Annotated in this window: 14 protein-coding genes and 1 riboswitch; of the genes, 6 read left to right on the forward strand and 8 right to left on the reverse strand. The window is 45.6% G+C overall.

Annotation, left to right across the window (positions count from 1 at the left end; genetic code table 11):
• The 5 genes from AC6R16_RS13790 to AC6R16_RS13810 all read right to left on the reverse strand — a co-directional run bounded on the left by AC6R16_RS13790 (position 1) and on the right by AC6R16_RS13810 (position 5,504).
• Positions 1-735, reverse strand: a complete 735-nt coding sequence (locus AC6R16_RS13790) for a beta-ketoacyl-ACP reductase (protein ID WP_500674745.1) — start codon at positions 733-735, stop codon at positions 1-3.
• 120 nt (positions 736-855) lie between these two features.
• Complete coding sequence (locus tag AC6R16_RS13795; protein WP_500674746.1) at positions 856-2,430, reverse strand: acyl CoA:acetate/3-ketoacid CoA transferase; 1,575 nt, start codon at positions 2,428-2,430, stop codon at positions 856-858.
• Positions 2,431-2,545: 115 nt separating this feature from the next.
• Positions 2,546-3,493: a LysR family transcriptional regulator gene (locus AC6R16_RS13800; RefSeq protein WP_500674747.1), complete on the reverse strand. Its 948-nt coding sequence runs from the start codon at positions 3,491-3,493 to the stop codon at positions 2,546-2,548.
• Positions 3,490-4,122 carry a response regulator gene (locus AC6R16_RS13805; RefSeq protein WP_004746123.1) on the reverse strand — a complete coding sequence of 211 codons (633 nt, stop codon included), beginning with the start codon at positions 4,120-4,122 and terminating at the stop codon, positions 3,490-3,492. Before AC6R16_RS13805 ends, AC6R16_RS13800 begins: the two co-directional genes overlap by 4 nt.
• Entirely contained in the window at positions 4,119-5,504 is a 1,386-nt protein-coding gene (locus AC6R16_RS13810; protein ID WP_171320643.1) for a cache domain-containing protein, read from the reverse strand. The genes AC6R16_RS13805 and AC6R16_RS13810 overlap by 4 nt, the downstream gene beginning before the upstream one ends.
• A gap of 214 nt (positions 5,505-5,718) precedes the next feature.
• Here AC6R16_RS13810 and AC6R16_RS13815 point away from each other — a divergent pair, with 214 nt between their 5' ends.
• The 4 genes from AC6R16_RS13815 to AC6R16_RS13830 all read left to right on the forward strand — a co-directional run bounded on the left by AC6R16_RS13815 (position 5,719) and on the right by AC6R16_RS13830 (position 9,617).
• Positions 5,719-6,792 (forward strand): TRAP transporter substrate-binding protein, encoded by a 1,074-nt coding sequence (locus AC6R16_RS13815; RefSeq protein WP_049844748.1) that lies wholly within the window; start codon positions 5,719-5,721, stop codon positions 6,790-6,792.
• A gap of 64 nt (positions 6,793-6,856) precedes the next feature.
• Positions 6,857-7,414 (forward strand): TRAP transporter small permease subunit, encoded by a 558-nt coding sequence (locus AC6R16_RS13820; protein WP_500674748.1) that lies wholly within the window; start codon positions 6,857-6,859, stop codon positions 7,412-7,414.
• On the forward strand, positions 7,401-8,786 hold the full coding sequence (locus tag AC6R16_RS13825) for a TRAP transporter large permease (protein ID WP_500674749.1): 1,386 nt from the start codon (positions 7,401-7,403) through the stop codon (positions 8,784-8,786). Before AC6R16_RS13820 ends, AC6R16_RS13825 begins: the two co-directional genes overlap by 14 nt.
• Positions 8,787-8,930: 144 nt before the next feature.
• Positions 8,931-9,617, forward strand: a complete 687-nt coding sequence (locus AC6R16_RS13830; protein ID WP_500674750.1) for a COG3650 family protein — start codon at positions 8,931-8,933, stop codon at positions 9,615-9,617.
• 66 nt (positions 9,618-9,683) lie between these two features.
• On the opposite strand, the gene AC6R16_RS13835 is transcribed toward AC6R16_RS13830, so the two are convergent.
• Together AC6R16_RS13835 and AC6R16_RS13840 are read right to left on the reverse strand one after the other, a co-directional pair.
• Positions 9,684-10,112: a hypothetical protein gene (locus AC6R16_RS13835; protein ID WP_500674751.1), complete on the reverse strand. Its 429-nt coding sequence runs from the start codon at positions 10,110-10,112 to the stop codon at positions 9,684-9,686.
• 2 nt (positions 10,113-10,114) lie between these two features.
• Complete coding sequence (locus tag AC6R16_RS13840; protein ID WP_500639674.1) at positions 10,115-10,504, reverse strand: VOC family protein; 390 nt, start codon at positions 10,502-10,504, stop codon at positions 10,115-10,117.
• A gap of 202 nt (positions 10,505-10,706) precedes the next feature.
• A riboswitch (FMN riboswitch) is annotated at positions 10,707-10,854 on the forward strand.
• Positions 10,855-10,973: 119 nt separating this feature from the next.
• On the opposite strand from AC6R16_RS13840, the gene ribB reads away from it, so the two are divergent.
• Positions 10,974-11,630 carry a 3,4-dihydroxy-2-butanone-4-phosphate synthase gene (gene ribB, locus AC6R16_RS13845; protein ID WP_500674752.1) on the forward strand — a complete coding sequence of 219 codons (657 nt, stop codon included), beginning with the start codon at positions 10,974-10,976 and terminating at the stop codon, positions 11,628-11,630.
• A gap of 34 nt (positions 11,631-11,664) precedes the next feature.
• Here ribB and AC6R16_RS13850 read toward each other — a convergent pair whose 3' ends face one another.
• Entirely contained in the window at positions 11,665-14,124 is a 2,460-nt protein-coding gene (locus tag AC6R16_RS13850) for a bifunctional diguanylate cyclase/phosphodiesterase (RefSeq protein WP_500674753.1), read from the reverse strand.
• Positions 14,125-14,418: 294 nt separating this feature from the next.
• Here AC6R16_RS13850 and AC6R16_RS13855 point away from each other — a divergent pair, with 294 nt between their 5' ends.
• On the forward strand, positions 14,419-16,632 hold the full coding sequence (locus tag AC6R16_RS13855) for a bifunctional diguanylate cyclase/phosphodiesterase (RefSeq protein WP_500674754.1): 2,214 nt from the start codon (positions 14,419-14,421) through the stop codon (positions 16,630-16,632).
• Positions 16,633-16,635: the final 3 nt, after the last annotated feature.

Below are 16,635 nucleotides of genomic sequence, written 5' to 3' on the forward strand. Positions count from 1 at the left end.
TTAGAGTACCAACCCACCATCTATTTTAAGAACTTGCCCAGTGATAAAGCTTGATTTGTCACTGGCTAAAAACTCGACACCATTAGTGATATCTTCGGTTGTCCCCATACGGCCAAGTGGTGTTTTGCCTTTCATCATATCGAGAACTTTCTCTGGCAAATCAGCGGTCATAGGCGTTTCGATAAAGCCAGGTGCAACACAGTTGGCACGAACTTGAGCCCCTTTACGAGCAAACTCTTTCGCCCACCCTTTTGTCATGGCGATAACTCCACCTTTTGTGGCCGCATAGTTGGTTTGCCCAATGTTGCCGTCGGTCCCAACTACTGAAGACATAGTCACTATCGAGCCGTAGTTGTTTTCCATCATTAATGGCGCGATGGCTTGAGTCAGGTTGAATACGCCTTTTAGGTTAACATCCAACACAAAGTCCCACTCTTGCTCTGTCATTTTGTCGATCAGTGCATCTCGGGTAACACCCGCGTTATTCACTAACACATCTACGCGCGAGTATTGTTGTTTAATTGACTCCACCAGCTCAGCAATCGCTTGTCGGTCACAGATATTCACCGTAACAGCTTCCACATTCTCTATATCAAAAAATGCCGCGGCTAATCCGTCCGAATTCATATCTAAGGCATATACCTTTTCTGCTCCGTTTTGAGCAAATCTCTCAGTGATTGCTCGACCTATTCCTTGCGCTGCGCCTGTTACCAGACAAATTTTGTTCTCAAACATGTCTTAATCCTTATGGGCAAAATAAAAAACTGACGAGTAAAACCAATCAATTGCAAACGCACTTAGCCTACCGATTTATCGGTGTCTGCCTTGATTGGAAGTCGATGAACGATTAAACCGCTATTCATCTTTACTAATTTTGAGTCGAAACTGCGTGTCAAAGATTGCAGTATCCATAAATTTTAATGACGAACTGACGACAGGAGCGAAATCCATGTGCTGCAAGATGTCTCGCTCTAAATCCATACCCGGAGCTATTTCTATTAGCTCTAATCCATTCTCCGTTAAGCGAAACACCGCTCTTTCGGTGATGTACAGAACAGGCTTATTACTCATAACGGCTTGCTTAGCACTAAACGTAATTTGTTCTACTTGGTTAATGAGCTTTTTCTGTCGACCTTCCTGAATAATAGTCAAAGCTTGATGATTTACCTCAACTTGTAAACCTTGTGTGGTAAAAGTGCCGCAAAAGTAGACCTTCTTCGCGTTCTGCGTGATGTTGATGAAACCACCACAACCTGCAATTTTGCTTCCAAAACGAGAGACATTAATATTGCCGCTTTTGTCACATTGGGCTAAGCCAAGAAAGGCTTGATCGACGCCGCCACCATCGTAGAAATCGAACATCTGATCTTGGCTGATAATGGCTTGTGGTAGACGAGAAGCACCAAAATCCAATCCACTTTGCGGCGTTCCACCCACAGCGCCCGGCTCAACCGTTAAAGTGAAATGCTCCAAAACCCCCGCTTGCTGCGCGACTTGTGCAATATACTCCGGAGCACCAATCCCTAGATTTAAAATCGAGTTGGCTTCTAGCTCCATCGCGGCGCGGCGGGCAATAATGGTTTTCGCATCAAGCTTAGGAGACTGGTTAGAATCAGAAGGTATTGTGTGCTCTTGAGGAGTAGGGATTCCTACAAACTCAGGATTCATCATGGTGGCGAAGGTTTGCATATGCTCTGCCTCGTCTTGGCACACAACCACAGCGTCAACAAAAATACCGGGGATCTTCACCGCATGTGGATCGAGCGTTCCAGCTTCGACGACACGTTTCACCTGAACGATCACTTTACCTCCGTTGTTCTTTGCTGCTTGCGCCGCTGCTAAGCTTTCAACAATTAGGCACTCATCTTCCATCGTGACGTTGCCATTCTCATCGGCTGTTGTACCACGCAGTATGGAAACATTGACGGGCAGTTTATGATAGAACAGGTGTTCTTCTCCTAGCAGATCGATCACTTCTACCCAATCTTGTGTGGTTGCTGAGTTGATCTTTCCACCTTCGATTCTAGGATCAACAAACGTACCTAACCCGACTTTGCTAATCGTGCCCGGCTTACCTGCTGCAGTGTCACGTAATAAGTGAGAGATAATACCTTGAGGAAGGTTGTAGCCTTGAATCAGGTTGTCGACCGCTAGTTGTTGTAGCTTAGGGACTAAACCCCAGTGCCCACCAATGGCTTGTTTCACTAGACCTTGTTTTGCAAGATGATTAACAGCGCGGCCTTGCCCATCGCCCTGCCCTGCGGCAAAAATCAGAGTAAGGTCTTTCGGTTGCTGAGTGTGAGTAAAACGCTCACCGATGGCTCTTTCAATGGCTTCAGGCACCACACTGCCAATGAACCCCCCAAGTAATACTGAATCACCGTCATTAATCCATTGCGTTGCCTGTTCTGGCGTAAGCTTTGCAACCACTTCAACCTTCCTTGTTGTCTCTGCCCGAGTTTATTTCTACCAAATCAGCTTAGTTCCTGTCGGCGCTGTTGTTAATTGCACAAATAGAGATTGTGAATTTCATATTAGGAATTATTCAGCTAGGGGAGTGAGCGGCGCAGATCTCTTCGACCCTCTGATAGAGGTACTGTTTAAAGCCGAGGCAACGTTCTGGCATTGGCGTTCTTGGGCGGAAAAACAGGTCGATATCAAAACTCGCGCACTGGTAATCTTGCATTATGTGTTGCAGCTCGCCGTCTTGAATCTGCTTGCTCACCAAGGAATGAGGTAAGTAAGCAATCCCAGCATTTTCTAGGGCAAGATCAAGCAGCATTTCGCTGTTGTCACACTCTAGCGTGTCTTGAATGGTGGCTATCTCCGTTTCTCCCTCACGCTCAAAGCACCATCGGTTGCCACCAACCAAGGTTCGCGCATAAAGGCAACGATGCTGACCAAGCTCATTGGGATTTTCTGGCATACCATGTTTAGTAAGGTATTGGGGAGAGGCGCATAAATATAAGGGCTCACGCAGCAGCCGTTTACGCACAAGTAACGAATCTTGTTCTGGCTCACCGTCATAACTGGCGCTGGCACGAAACGCGAAGTCGATACTGAGTGGATCAAACTCTCCTGCCTCGATAAAGATCTTAAAATTCACCTGAGGGTGCATTTCAATATACTCGGCGACAATCTTGGTCAAATATTGACGTGCAAATAAGGGGGTGGAAGAGAGCTTTATCTCACCACGTTGCTCTTCCGCTAGATTTTGCACCTCTTCACACAAGCTATGAATGTCGGGCAGTAGCGGAGAAAAGCGCTCATAAAGTAATTGGCCTGCTTGAGTGGCGATCAACTGCCTCGTACTGCGTTTAATCAGCTCGACTGACATCGCTTCTTCCAGCTCTTTAACCCACCGACTGCCCGCCGCAGGAGAAATACCCTGTTGAATGGACGCCTCACGAAAAGAGCCGAATCGAATCACGGCACAAAAAAAGACGATCTTATCCAGAATAGGCTGTCGGCTTGAAAGCAGATTCGTTGTCATTCACTCACCAACCCTTTTTGCAGAGCGAGTTTGACTAACGCGGCTGTTGAGGTAGCGCCCAGCTTCTTTTTGATTCTGAGTCGATGCGTTTCTACCGTACGAACACTGATATGAAGCGAGTCGGCAATATCTTTATTGCACGCGCCATTAACAATCGCCTTCAGCACATCTGACTCGCGGTTAGTTAGCGTATCGTCTTTTGGCTCTGGCTTATCGTTTATCTGCTCAAGCAATCGATCTGATGCCTGAGGACACAAATAAGAACGCCCTTGCGCCACTTGGTTGATTGCCATGACCAACTCTTCAGAACCCACATCTTTGAGCACATACCCTTTCGCCCCTGCTTTGACAGAGCGAACGACATAGTCACGGCTATCGTGCATCGACAACATAATCACTGCCGTGCGTGAATGGCTTTTTTCGAGCTTCTCTAAGACTTCAATCCCATTGAGACCCGGCATATTAATATCGAGCAACAACACATCGGGCTTAAGTGACAGTGTGGTGTCCAGTGCATCGATACCTGTTCCCACACAAGCGAGGATATCTAGGTTGTCTTCCCTTTCAAGTCGCGACTTTAGCCCGTCCTGCATCAAACGATGATCGTCGGCTAATACAAGTCTAATCATACAAACTCCATGTTTAAGCTCACTCGTACTTCTGTACCTTGTCCCTGCTCACTGGTTACGGCAAATGTGCCACCAATCGCCTGAATCCTTTCCTTCATATTCTGCAATCCCATATGCTCAAATATAGGTTGTTTGCGCTTTCCTGATTTTAGTTTCTTGGCCGGAATACCGACTCCGTCGTCACTGACGGTTAAAATCAACATTCTGCCTTCTCTTTGCATAATCACGTCGACACCTTGTGCATTGGCGTGTTTTTCGACGTTATGCAGTGCCTCTTGCACAACCCGATACAAGGTTGTTTCTACTTCTGGTAAAAACTCTTCTCCATCAATATCGTGTTCGAACACGAGCTCTAACTGCGTGCGCTCCCTTAGCTCGTTTATATAGGCTTCAATCCCCGCCACCAGCCCTAAGTCATCCAGTTGCGGTGGGCGTAAATCGCGCGAAATTCTTCTTAACTCGACAATCGCCTGCTCCATCGCGTTTTTGCTCGCATCGAGCTCAAGTTCTTTTTTCTCTTCATTCGCTTCTTGGGAAACATTGTCTAAACGGTATTTAGCGGCGACCAACAACTGGTTGACGCCGTCATGCAGCTCTCGCGATACGCGGCGACGTTCATTCTCTTGCGAATCGATAATCTGTTGATTCAATACGCTTAACTGTTGATTCGCTAAACGACGAACATTGAGGTTAAGCGAGGCACCCAATGCGGCAATTACAGATACTGCAACAAATACCAAACCAAACAAGGCAGTACTGGTTTTGCCAACATTCTGGTCAAAGCCGTTTTGCATATGTTCAACTTGTCGTTCAATATCGTCGAGATAAACCCCTGTGCCCACCATCCACTGCCATTTATCAAGCGAGACCGCATAGCTCAGCTTGGGTAATGGTTCTTTCTTCGACGGCTTATGCCATAGGTAATCGACAAAACCGCCACCGTTTTTTCCCGCTTCGATGAGCTCTTGCAGCAGTTTTTTTCCTTGAACATCTTCGACGTTCCACCAGTTCTTTCCTATTCTATCTGTTTGATATGGCAACACGAGCGCATCGCCTTCCCAGGTATAGGCGAAGAAATAACCATCACTGCCATATGTGAGGCTGCTCAACTTTTCGGCAACAATTTGCTTGGCGAGCTCCTCAGTTAACGAGTCATCTAGGTAGTAAGGCTCGATACTTTTGACTGCCATTTCTACGTACTGTTTTAATTCTTGCTTCTTGACCGCGAGGACATTATTTCGGGTCAAGGCAACCTGCTCCTCAACTAGCTGTTTTGCTTGACTAAATAGGATGCTAGCAACAATCACCACTACGATAATTAATGGAACTATCGATAGTAGAATGATGTTGAGTGTCAGCCTTCTGTTACTTACAAATCCCATTTCGCCATCCATGCTTGTACGTAGTTTTACTGAAACTTTATTCGGAAAATTGCACTTAATACCGACTAAATTTGCGCAATTCTCCCAATAGAGAGCAATAAATCCCCTCTCTAAACTTAAGCCCAAATGTAACATTGCATTAACACAAATTACTACGCGATGTTCACATTTCTCAATATTGACAAGGAACTCAGCTTAACAAGGAGACACCCCCATGAACCTTAAGAAAGTTGCCATCGCTACTGCACTCACTCTTGCAGCTTCAGGTCTTTCTATCAGCGCTCAAGCCGCAGATAAAAAGGTACTACTGAAAACCCCAATCGCTTTTGGTAGCCACTTACCTGCTCTCGGTACACCAATTCAATGGTACGCCGATCACATCACCAAAACCTCGGGCGGTACGATCAAAATGAAGATCTATGAGCCAGGTAAGTTGGTCAATCCAGCTGAGATCTTAGACGCAGTATCTACAGGTAAGGTCAACTCAGGCTATTCAACTGCTGGTTACTGGCAAGGTAAGCTTCCTGCATCCGCACTTTTCTCAGCAGTACCATTTGGCCCAGAAGCGGGGGAATACATGGCGTGGCTGTTCTTCGGCAACGGGCTAAAGCTCTATCAAGAGATGTATGACCAAGGTGGCTACAACGTAAAAGTGATGCCTTGTGCGATCATTTCCCCGGAAACATCGGGTTGGTTCCGTAAGCCTATCGAGAAGCCAGAGGATCTAAAAGGTCTTAACATGCGCTTCTTCGGCCTTGGCGCATCGGTGATGGAAAAACTTGGTGTTGGTACGGTTCAACTACCTGGCGGTGAGATCTTCGGCGCTCTAGAGAAGGGGGCGATTGATGCTTCAGAATTCTCTCAGCCTGCCATTGACCAACGTTTAGGTTTCCACAAAGTGGCTAAGTACAACTACTTCCCGGGCTGGCACCAACAATCGACCGTATTCGAGCTGCTGATCAACAAAGATACGTGGAACAAGATGAGTGACACTCAGCAAGCTGCGGTTGAAACCACTTGTATGGCAACCATGACCTACTCAATTGCAGAAGGTGAAGCACTGCAATTTGCTGCGATGGAAAAAGCTAAGGAAAACGGCGTAGAGATTCGTTACTGGAACAAGGAAATGCTCAGCCTGTTTGAGAATACTTGGCTAGAAGTGGTTGATGAGAAAAAAGCCGCCGACCCATTCTTCGATAAAGTCTGGAGTGATCTAAGCACCTTCCGTGAAGGATACGCGCTGTGGGCAGCCAACGGCTTCTTACCTCGTGAAACCCAAAGCCAATAAGCTTGCGTAAATTGGACTTAAAGGCCGACGTGAAAGCGTCGGCCATGGTTGTAAGGAGTAACCAATGAGCAAAGTATTGTATTCAACCCCGACAATACCTATGTACTGCCACATTGAACGCTTAATCACCACCGCAAGTAAGGCCTTGGCTTGGACGAACCTAGCCCTAGTTGCAGTGATCATCATTCAGGTAGTGCTGAGAAAAGTCTTTTCAAATGGCCAAATCGCGCTTGAAGAGTTGCAGTGGCACCTGTACGCAACGGCGGTAATGTTCGGTACCGCTTACGCGCAAATATCCAACTTACATGTACGTGTCGACCTGTTTTATCACAAGTTCTCGGAACGTAAAAAAGCACTCGTTGATCTGTTTGGTCTAACCCTGCTAGCGATACCTTTTGTCGTGATTGTGATTCTTCACTCTTATGATTTCGCTTATGAGTCTTGGCGCGTGAATGAAAGTTCTGCGTCCCCATCCGGACTGCCTTATCGCTGGCTTATCAAAAGCGTTATCCCACTCAGTTTTACGATGTTACTGCTGTCGATACTGGCGAGAATTCTGCGCAATTTAGAAACTTTGTTTGGCGGCGAACAATCAAAAGGAGCAAGTCATGGAAGCGAATGAATGGATTGTGATCGCCATGTTTGGCTCGTTTATCCTGTTACTGTTTACCGGCATTCCAGTTGCGTACGTACTTGGCGGTATTGGTGTTGTGTTTGCAGCAGTGGGGTATTTCGCGGATATCTATCTCGATACTTTTACTGGCCTCGATTACACCAGTTTAGGTTTGGTGGTTAACCGTATCTACAAGATCATGGACAACTGGATCTTGGTTGCCCTGCCTATGTTTATCTTCATGGGTAACATGCTCGATAAATCAGGAATCGCGGAAAAGCTCATGGCTTCAATGCAGGCTCTGTTTGGTAAGGTACACGGCGGCTTAGCCATTACTGTGATGGCAATTGGTATCATCTTAGCGGCTTCTACCGGGATCATCGGTGCTTCTGTGGTGCTATTAACTGTGATGTCACTGCCAAGCATGATGCGTCAGGGCTATCACCTACCTCTTGCTCTCGGCACCGTCGCATCAGCAGGCACGCTGGGTATTTTACTTCCCCCATCCATTATGCTCGTCATCATGGCGGATCAGCTTGGTCTCTCGGTCGGTGACTTGTTTATGGGTGCCATCATGCCGGGCTTGCTACTGGGTAGCTTGTACATTATCTACATATTGGTTGTAGGTAGAATGAACCCAGACAAAGCGCCTGTACCAGAAGACGTCGAGCCCGTCGATTGGAGCTTGATTCTGCAAGTTTTCAAAGACATCACACCAACCGTTATGCTGATTTTCTGTGTACTGGGCTCTATATTCGCTGGAGTGGCTACGCCAACTGAAGCGTCTGGCATTGGAGCAATGGGGGCGACTATGCTCGCGGCTTACAATAAGAAGCTTAACCTCAAAGTACTGAAAGAGGTGTTACTGGCTTCTTACGGCACTACGGCTTACATCTTTATGATCTTTTTAGGCGCTTCGTGTTTTGCTCTAGTGCTGCGAGAGCTAGGTGGGGATGAACTCATTGAGTCATTCTTAAGCGGCTTACCGTTTGGTCCTTATGGCATTATTGCTTTCATCTTGATGATCGTCTTTCTGCTTGGCTTCTTCCTTGATTGGATTGAAATCACCTTGATTGCGCTGCCGCTACTTGCACCAGTCATCGCAAGCCTAGGAATTGAACTGGATGGTCACGGTGTGGTGGATAACCCAAGCTTGGTTTGGTTCGTGATGCTGGTTGCTATGGCACTGCAAACGAGCTTTCTAACCCCACCGGTTGGCTTTGCGTTGTTCTACTTAAAAGGGGTTTGCCCAGAGGGTGTCGCACTAAAAGATATCTACCGCGGCGTTATTCCGTTTATCGCCATTCAGTTGGTCGCACTTATCTGTTTGGTTGTTTGGCCGCAGTTAGTTCTTTGGTTCCCGAGTGTTGCCTACGGTTAATCTTAATCGCAAAGTATAGTGTTCCAAAAGCCAACTCATTTGTTTGAGTTGGCTTTTTGTTTTATATCAAAACATTTATTCAAAGTGCAAAGTAGTGCGTATACTAGGGCTTATACCCAACATCACATTACAGAGACAACTTGGATGAATAACAAACTCATTGCCACAGCATTAATCTCCGGCTCACTATCTTTGTTTGGCTGCTCATCAACTGGCGACATCGAAAATGCGGCCGATAAAAATGCTGATGCCCAGATTGCAGAATGGGTAGACTCACAGATTTTAGCCCCAGAAGGACTCTCGCTAGCCACTGACAATGTCGAATATCTATCAGGGAAAGCGGACTTAAACAGCGATGGTAATCCCGAGTATTTTGTTCTAATTCGAGATCCTTACTTTTGTGGCAGCGGCGGCTGTAGTGCGACCATCTTTGACAATGCAGGCAACATCATCACCAACATGACGGTCACTGATACGCCAATCTTACTCGCTGATAGCTACCGCAATGGCTGGCGAGACTTTATCGTTTGGAGTAATGGCGCATACCGACTGATGAGCTTCAATGGAGAGTCTTACCCAAGTAACCCATCTGTAGAGCCAGTGGCAGATCTGGAGTCACAGCGGCAAAGAGCCATGGAGAAAGTCATGGCAACAGAGCTTTACCAGCAAGATGGTTACGATATTAAAGCGGTTTATGATGTCGAGATTTGGGCACCTGCCGAAGAGTTTCGCTTCACCTTCAAGCACTACGGTGATCCCGGCTTCACCTACCATGCAAAAGTAAATCAAACGACTGGCGAAGTGGATGTTCATACCAAGCCAGTTAAGTAAGCTAAACAGGGCAACCAAACACCATTGGTAGCCCTAAATAGGCACAACTCACCAGTAAAGGTTTCCCTATTTAATCTGCGACAGCTTAAGATAGGAGTGAATTTCGCCATTCTTGTGCTCTACCGCAGAATGAATATTGATCTCAGCGTTACCGACAATGCAAAAACTGTAGGTATTCTCCCCTTTGTAGATCTCTACCGAGACGAGCCCCTGTTTCAATGACCATTTCCCCGTAGTATGGAAACGGTCAAACAATCGATACTCGTCTAAAGTACCATCACAATGAAAAGCGACTTCGGTAATGTAGCCACCAGTGCAGGTCTTAATCCAATGATTGCCCGCAACATCGTCAAGCGTAAGTTCACGCTTACCTTCAAGCCAATGTAGATACTCACTACTCTGCATTTGCGTTGGTGATAAGGCTTCTTTGTTAACCAAGGCTTGCTGCTCAGCTTCCCGATTAAATAGTTGCAGTAAAACCTTATCTGTATCCATCTTTATACCGTTAGTTCTAGTCGATTACCATCTGGGTCAAACACACAGCTTTCGTAGTAGCCATCGCCAGTATGCCTTGGACCGTCAACTCTCTCATACCCATCCGCAACCAAGCGAGCCGTTAACTCGTCAACTGCCTGTTCGCTACCCAATGAAATCGCGAAATGAATCAATCCAGTAAACTGTTCATACAAATCATCTTTTGATTCTGGTACCCCTGCCATCTCCATAAGTTCTAGTCGACAACCGCTATCAAAGGAGAGAAAGTACGAAGAGAATTTCTTGCTTGGGTTATGGTACTTTTCATTGGCCGTCGCATTAAAGTACTTAATGTAAAACTCTTTAAGTACTTCAAGTTGTTTTGTCCAGATTGCGATATGTTCGATTTTCATCACTTTGCCTCTTCAGTCTCGATAAACATCAGATTAAAGACGAACGAGAAGGTAAAAAAGAGATGAGATTTGAGGCGAAAATTTCCCATTATCACTTACTTTTCTGCTTGAAAACTAAACGCTTAAATCTTAGCTTTCTCGGCACGATATTGATTTCCCTGTCAAAACCGATACAATCTCTGCGCTATTTAAGCAAACGTTTATTTATTCTCAGGGCGGGGCGAAATTCCCCACCGGCGGTATTCCCTTCAGAGTTTAGGGTGAGCCCGCGAGCGCTCGATACGTCGAGGTCAGCAGATCTGGTGAAAACCCAGAGCCGACGGTCATAGTCCGGATGAGAGAGAATGAAAACACACCACCATGCAGAGAGCGATTGATCTCAGTGTATCGTGGTGCATTTCGTTTTGGCTGGGGTTTACACCTCAGTGCTCATGTATGCCCTGATTCTGGTGATATTTAGGAGTTAACCATGAATCAGTCATCTCTACTTGCCGAATTCGGCGAACCAATTGCTCGTGTTGAAAACGCACTTGTTGCCCTTAAAGAGGGCCGTGGCGTGCTTTTGCTTGACGATGAAGATCGTGAAAATGAAGGCGACATTATCTATTCAGTTGAATCACTCACAACACAACAAATGGCGTTAATGATCCGCGAATGCAGCGGTATCGTATGTTTATGCCTTCCAGAAGAGCAAGCAGACCGCCTTGAACTAACCCCAATGGTAGAAAACAACAACAGCGCAAACCAAACTGCGTTTACCGTTTCAATTGAAGCGAAAGTTGGGGTGACGACAGGCGTTTCAGCTCAAGACCGCGTGACGACTATCAAGACTGCTGCAAACCCAACAGCGCAACCTTCAGACTTAGCGAGACCTGGTCATGTCTTCCCACTGCGTGCGCGCAAAGGTGGCGTTCTGACTCGCCGTGGTCATACTGAAGGCACAATCGACCTAATGCAGATGGCTGGTCTTCAGCCAGCAGGCGTACTTTGCGAAGTGACCAACCCAGACGGTAGCATGGCGAAAACGCCAGAAATCATCGCCTTTGGTAAGCTACACAATATGCCAGTACTGACCATTGAAGATATGGTGATGTACCGCCAGCAGTTTGAACAAAAACTCGCCTAAAGAGATAAAGCCAAGTGTTTTAGCACTTGGCTTTTTAAGCTTGCTCTCGCTCTTGCAACCACATGTTTAGCGCTTCAACAGGAATGGGTTTAGAGAAGTAATAACCTTGTACACAGTTACAACCGTATGAACTTAGCATCATGTGTTGTTCTTTCGTTTCGACCCCTTCTGCGACCACTTTAATTTCGTAAGTCTCTCCGATTGCCAAGATAGCTTTGATCAATGCATTACTTTGCGCGTTGTCCGTTAAATTAGCGATAAAACTCTTATCAATCTTTAACTCATCAATAGTGAACTGATTAAGATGGCTCAAGCAAGAGTAGCCCGTTCCAAAGTCATCCAGTGAAATACTGAATCCATTTGACTGCAATCGAGCAATGATGGGTGTCACTCTCTCCAAATCATGAATAAAAATACTTTCCGTTACTTCAAGCATTATTCGTTTGGTGGTTATTCCCACCTCTTCCGTTATAGCAAGTAAACTTTCGACAAATCCGTCGAGCAGCAGCTGTTTAGGAGAAACATTGATAGAAACATTTAACCCCTCACCGCCATTACCCGGTAAGTGGCAAATATCTTCACAAGCTTTCCTAAACACAAACAGCCCTATTTCGTTGATCATTCCATTTTCTTCTGCAAGAGGAATGAAGACATCCGGTGGGATAAATCCGTGTTTTTTCGAGTTCCAACGGACTAAGGCTTCAACACCCACCGTTTCTCCTCGCTCAGTACATATCTGGGGCTGGTACACCACGCTAAGTTCCTGACGGCGTAGCGCATGCTTTAACTGTTGTTCAATTTGATACTCATCTTTGATCTGCTGATTAATCTCATGATCAAAGAAAAGAACACTGCCTTTCTTGTTTTGCTTAGATCGATAAAGCACCATGTCTGCATTGGTGATTAAGGTTTCTGCGCTATCACTGTCACATGGATACATACTGACACCAATGCTGCAATCAGCTGTCAGTAAGCGTCCATCAATGATCAAAGGCTCATCAAACACGCTTTTGACCGCCGATGTTTTTGCGATCGCATGCTGCTTGTCGTCTAAAGCTGGGAAACAGAAAATAAACTCATCACCACCGAAACGAGCCACTGAGTCTTGAGGTTCAAGCAGTGATTCGAACTTACGACTTAAGCACTCTAATAGCTTGTCACCCACAGAGTGTCCATAAAGATCGTTAACTTTTTTAAAGTCATCTAGATCCAAGAAGATAACGGCAAGCTTTTTCTGGCTATCTTTCGATTGTTTGATTCCCATTTCAATTTGCTCTATCAGAGCAGAGCGGTTGGATAACCCTGTTAGTGGGTCATGCAGCGCCATATACTGCATTTGGTTTTTGGACTCTTCTAAGCGTTCAAAGTCATCGGTAATCCGTTGTTGAAACTTGCCAAATCGCGTCACAATAACATGGCTTGCGACGAAGCTTAGCCCAACCATGAGCAGCGTTGAGGCTAAGCTAATAAGAACGAGGTTTATTAACTGCTGGTTGTGGCTGTCTTCAAGTATCTCTTGTTGCTTCTCTATGTAACGATTAACTTCGTTGATCGGTAACGAGGCACCGATGTACCAACCCCAAGGATTAAACTGCCTTAAGTACGCTATCTTGGACGCCTCTGACACCTCTCCGCTTGGTGGTTCAATAAACTCCCCTTGCTCAAAGTCGTTGCGATTCAACTTCTGCCAAGCTTTAGCCAATTGACCATCTAACTGATATACGTTTTTCCCCACCAAGTTAGTATCTTCATGGACAAGAATGACGCCATGTGTATCAAAGATAAACACCTTCTCTTCTTGGTTAGTTTGATAGTCAGCGATACTTGTAATCAATGCAGATTTAACGTCTCCCTCTACATCAGCTACGTATTCTCCCGTTCCTATAAACCAGTCATACGGCTCAAACGCTTTACCAAACCCAATCTTTTCAAATTCTTGCGTGACAGGGAAACCCGGCTTTTGGTACCACCAGCGATAAAAAGCTTCACCACCATTCTGCTGAATAAGCTTAATATGCTCTCTTAAGATGTAGGTACCTTTAATGTCGACAGCATTCCACGCCGAATTACCTTCTATTTGCGGCTTAAGAGCATGCATGACGTTGATGCCATCCATCTGAAATATGAAGAAGTAACCGCGATTGTTGTAGAAGCGAATTGGCTTGAGGGCATCAGAGATCATTTTCTTGATCTCTGCTTTACTTTTGTTCGGGTTGTTTTGGAAGATACTATCGGCGATCTGATGAGCTTCAATAACTCTTTGCTTTGCCTGATTTTTTAACTCTGATACCGTTTGTGCCTGACGATAGACCACTCGGTTGTAAACCTGCTCCACTTGCTCAAAGACCACTTGCTTTTGGTGATCAAGCATATTGCTTCGTAACGATTCAACACTAACGCGTGCTTTTTCCTTACTGTCGCTGATAAACACCAACATGATGACGGTTGCAAACAAGGCAACAATCAAAGTCGGTACATATCGAATCAACAGCACTAATTTTTTATCGTTAAGAGACGCCAATTCAAACAACCATCATTACTATAGATATATTTAATAACTATACTGCATGGAGTGACGCACACTAGAAAACAATACCAAACTTGAGGCTTAGGTTAGATTTCACCCCAACACAGTTCAAAAATGAAACCAAATGCTTAATTGGCGCACTATTGGAAGCAATTTTCTTAAGGGAAGAACTGCCACTGCTAGTAATGTCAGCGATTACGCATCTCTTTCAATCTAAGACTAAACTCTTAGCTTAAGGCTGCTTCCTTAGATGGAGAATAAATGCACGACGAAGAAAACTCAGACGATGATTTGATGCCAATCATCGACGACGTATCTGAAGTCCCTCAACAAAGTGCGCCTCTACCTTCTTGGCGGGTTCTGATCGTCGATGATGATCCTGAAGTTCATCAGGCAACCATATTGGCGTTAAAAGACCTGATCATTGAGCATAAACCGCTTGAACTGCTTCACGCCTATTCTGCAGCAGAAGCTGAACGCTTATTAAGTAAAGAGCAAGATATTGGTGTTGTCCTGCTCGATGTCGTGATGGAAACTGATAGTGCAGGCCTAGACCTTGTTGAAGTCATAAGAGAAAAGCTCAACCTTGTTGCTATTCGGATTATTTTAAGAACGGGGCAACCGGGTTATGCGCCCGAAATGGAAACCATTCAGCGCTACGACATTAACGACTATCGTACTAAACCTGAACTGACTCGAATTCGCTTGTTCACTATTTTAACCAGTGCGCTTCGCGCGTATAAGCAAATATGCAATCAGAAGGCGATGCGTCAAGGCCTTGAAAAAGTCGTCAATGCCAGTACCGAACTCGCCAATTATCACGGACTGAGAGTTTTTGCTGAAGGTGTCGTAAGACAGATCAGTACCATCATTCAAATTGAAGCGGATGGTTTGATATGCGTACAGGAAAATGAAAATAGCGGCGATTCGATGGCACAAATCATCGCCGCCGCAGGGCGATATAGCCAGTTTGTCCAGTCACCATTGGCCAGTCTTGATTCCCCTAAAATACGTCAACGTATCACACATTGTTTGGAGCAACGTACCAACCAACTCGATGATGGCCTAACTCTCTATTTCGCCACAGAACATGGCCGACGACTAGCGGTCTATGTTGATATCAATCGCCCGTTGGAGAACGTGGACTACAAACTGCTCGAAGTATTTTGCGCTAACCTTTCGGTGGGCTTTGACAATGTGTTGCTTTACAGTCGCTTAGAAGAGCAAGCATTTACGGATCCACTACTCAATATCCCCAATCTCAATCGGTTACTGCAATATCAGTATACGTTAGAGGATACGGCCTCAGCTCCGATGCTCGCGCTCATCGATATTGATGACTTCTCTGCGTTTAATGATAGCTTCGGACACCGCTCTGGCGACAGGCTGCTCCAATCCGTTGCTGACAGACTGTCAGAAGCTTTTCCTCGTTGCTTTCTCGCTCGGGTTGGTAGTGATGTCTTCGCCATTGTCGGTTTAAATCACGATGTCACATCGCAACGGATCGCCGACGTATTTGATCAAAGCTTCTTAGTCGACGATCAACCCTTCAAAATCTTTGCTAGTACAGGGCTTGTTCGCTTGGGAGACAGTTCAACTGACCTTGCGCATCGCTATAAGGATGCTCAAGTCGCTTTGAAACAGGCGAAAATTCATCATCGCGGCGCTGCAATCACCTTTTCAATTGAAATGGGGCAAGATGCCAGAGATAGAATGTTGCTACTCACCGAACTTAAAGAGGCACTCGATGATAAAGGGCTGTTTCTCATGTATCAGCCCAAATATCGGCTTAATTCTATGGAGCTATCTGGAGTTGAAGCTCTGCTACGTTGGAGTAACAAACAAGGCAGCCTTGTTCCACCTGACCAATTCATTCCACTAGCTGAGCAATCCGGTATGATGACAAGAATTGGTGAGTTTGTTCTCCAACGCGCTTGCGAAGAGTTTCGTCAACTCATTGAGTCTGGTTACAACAATATCACGATGGCAATCAACATTTCTCCGGCACAGTTTGATGAACCAAACTTTATCGCTCAGTTACAGCAAGCGATGATTATCAATGCCATTCCAGCTCACCAAATTGAACTAGAAATTACCGAAACGATCGCGGCAAAAGACTTACCCTACCTAAGTCGAATGTTAGAACAAGTCCGAGAGCTTGGATGCAAAGTCGCCATTGACGATTTTGGAACCGGTTTTTCGTCATTGAACGTGCTGCATAAATTACCCGCCACTCGGCTCAAGATTGATAGAACTTTTGTTGATGCCATGGAGCATGACTGCACAATCGCGAAAATGATCGTTAACTTAGGGCAAACACTCGGCATGGAGATAACGGCAGAAGGAATAGAGACGCCATTCCAACTCGAAAAACTCAAGAAATTCCAATGTGAAGAAGGGCAAGGTTGGCTATTTGCAAAGGCAATGAGAATGGAAGAGCTAATCCACTTCATAACAAACGAAAAAGACACTTGAACG

This window comes from Vibrio sp. R10-SG3-ISO10 (assembly GCF_059834185.1).

What these genes read in the sequence shown, in the direction of transcription:
- AC6R16_RS13805 (WP_004746123.1), bottom strand. Translation starts at nt 4,122, where the DNA reads ATGATTAGACTTGTATTAGCCGACGATCATCGTTTGATGCAGGACGGG.
- AC6R16_RS13790 (WP_500674745.1), bottom strand. Translation starts at nt 735, where the DNA reads ATGTTTGAGAACAAAATTTGTCTGGTAACAGGCGCAGCGCAAGGAATA.
- AC6R16_RS13855 (WP_500674754.1), top strand. Translation starts at nt 14,419, where the DNA reads ATGCACGACGAAGAAAACTCAGACGATGATTTGATGCCAATCATCGAC.
- AC6R16_RS13825 (WP_500674749.1), top strand. Translation starts at nt 7,401, where the DNA reads ATGGAAGCGAATGAATGGATTGTGATCGCCATGTTTGGCTCGTTTATC.
- AC6R16_RS13830 (WP_500674750.1), top strand. Translation starts at nt 8,931, where the DNA reads ATGAATAACAAACTCATTGCCACAGCATTAATCTCCGGCTCACTATCT.
- AC6R16_RS13835 (WP_500674751.1), bottom strand. Translation starts at nt 10,112, where the DNA reads ATGGATACAGATAAGGTTTTACTGCAACTATTTAATCGGGAAGCTGAG.
- AC6R16_RS13815 (WP_049844748.1), top strand. Translation starts at nt 5,719, where the DNA reads ATGAACCTTAAGAAAGTTGCCATCGCTACTGCACTCACTCTTGCAGCT.
- AC6R16_RS13820 (WP_500674748.1), top strand. Translation starts at nt 6,857, where the DNA reads ATGAGCAAAGTATTGTATTCAACCCCGACAATACCTATGTACTGCCAC.
- AC6R16_RS13800 (WP_500674747.1), bottom strand. Translation starts at nt 3,493, where the DNA reads ATGACAACGAATCTGCTTTCAAGCCGACAGCCTATTCTGGATAAGATC.
- AC6R16_RS13840 (WP_500639674.1), bottom strand. Translation starts at nt 10,504, where the DNA reads ATGAAAATCGAACATATCGCAATCTGGACAAAACAACTTGAAGTACTT.
- ribB (WP_500674752.1), top strand. Translation starts at nt 10,974, where the DNA reads ATGAATCAGTCATCTCTACTTGCCGAATTCGGCGAACCAATTGCTCGT.
- AC6R16_RS13810 (WP_171320643.1), bottom strand. Translation starts at nt 5,504, where the DNA reads ATGGGATTTGTAAGTAACAGAAGGCTGACACTCAACATCATTCTACTA.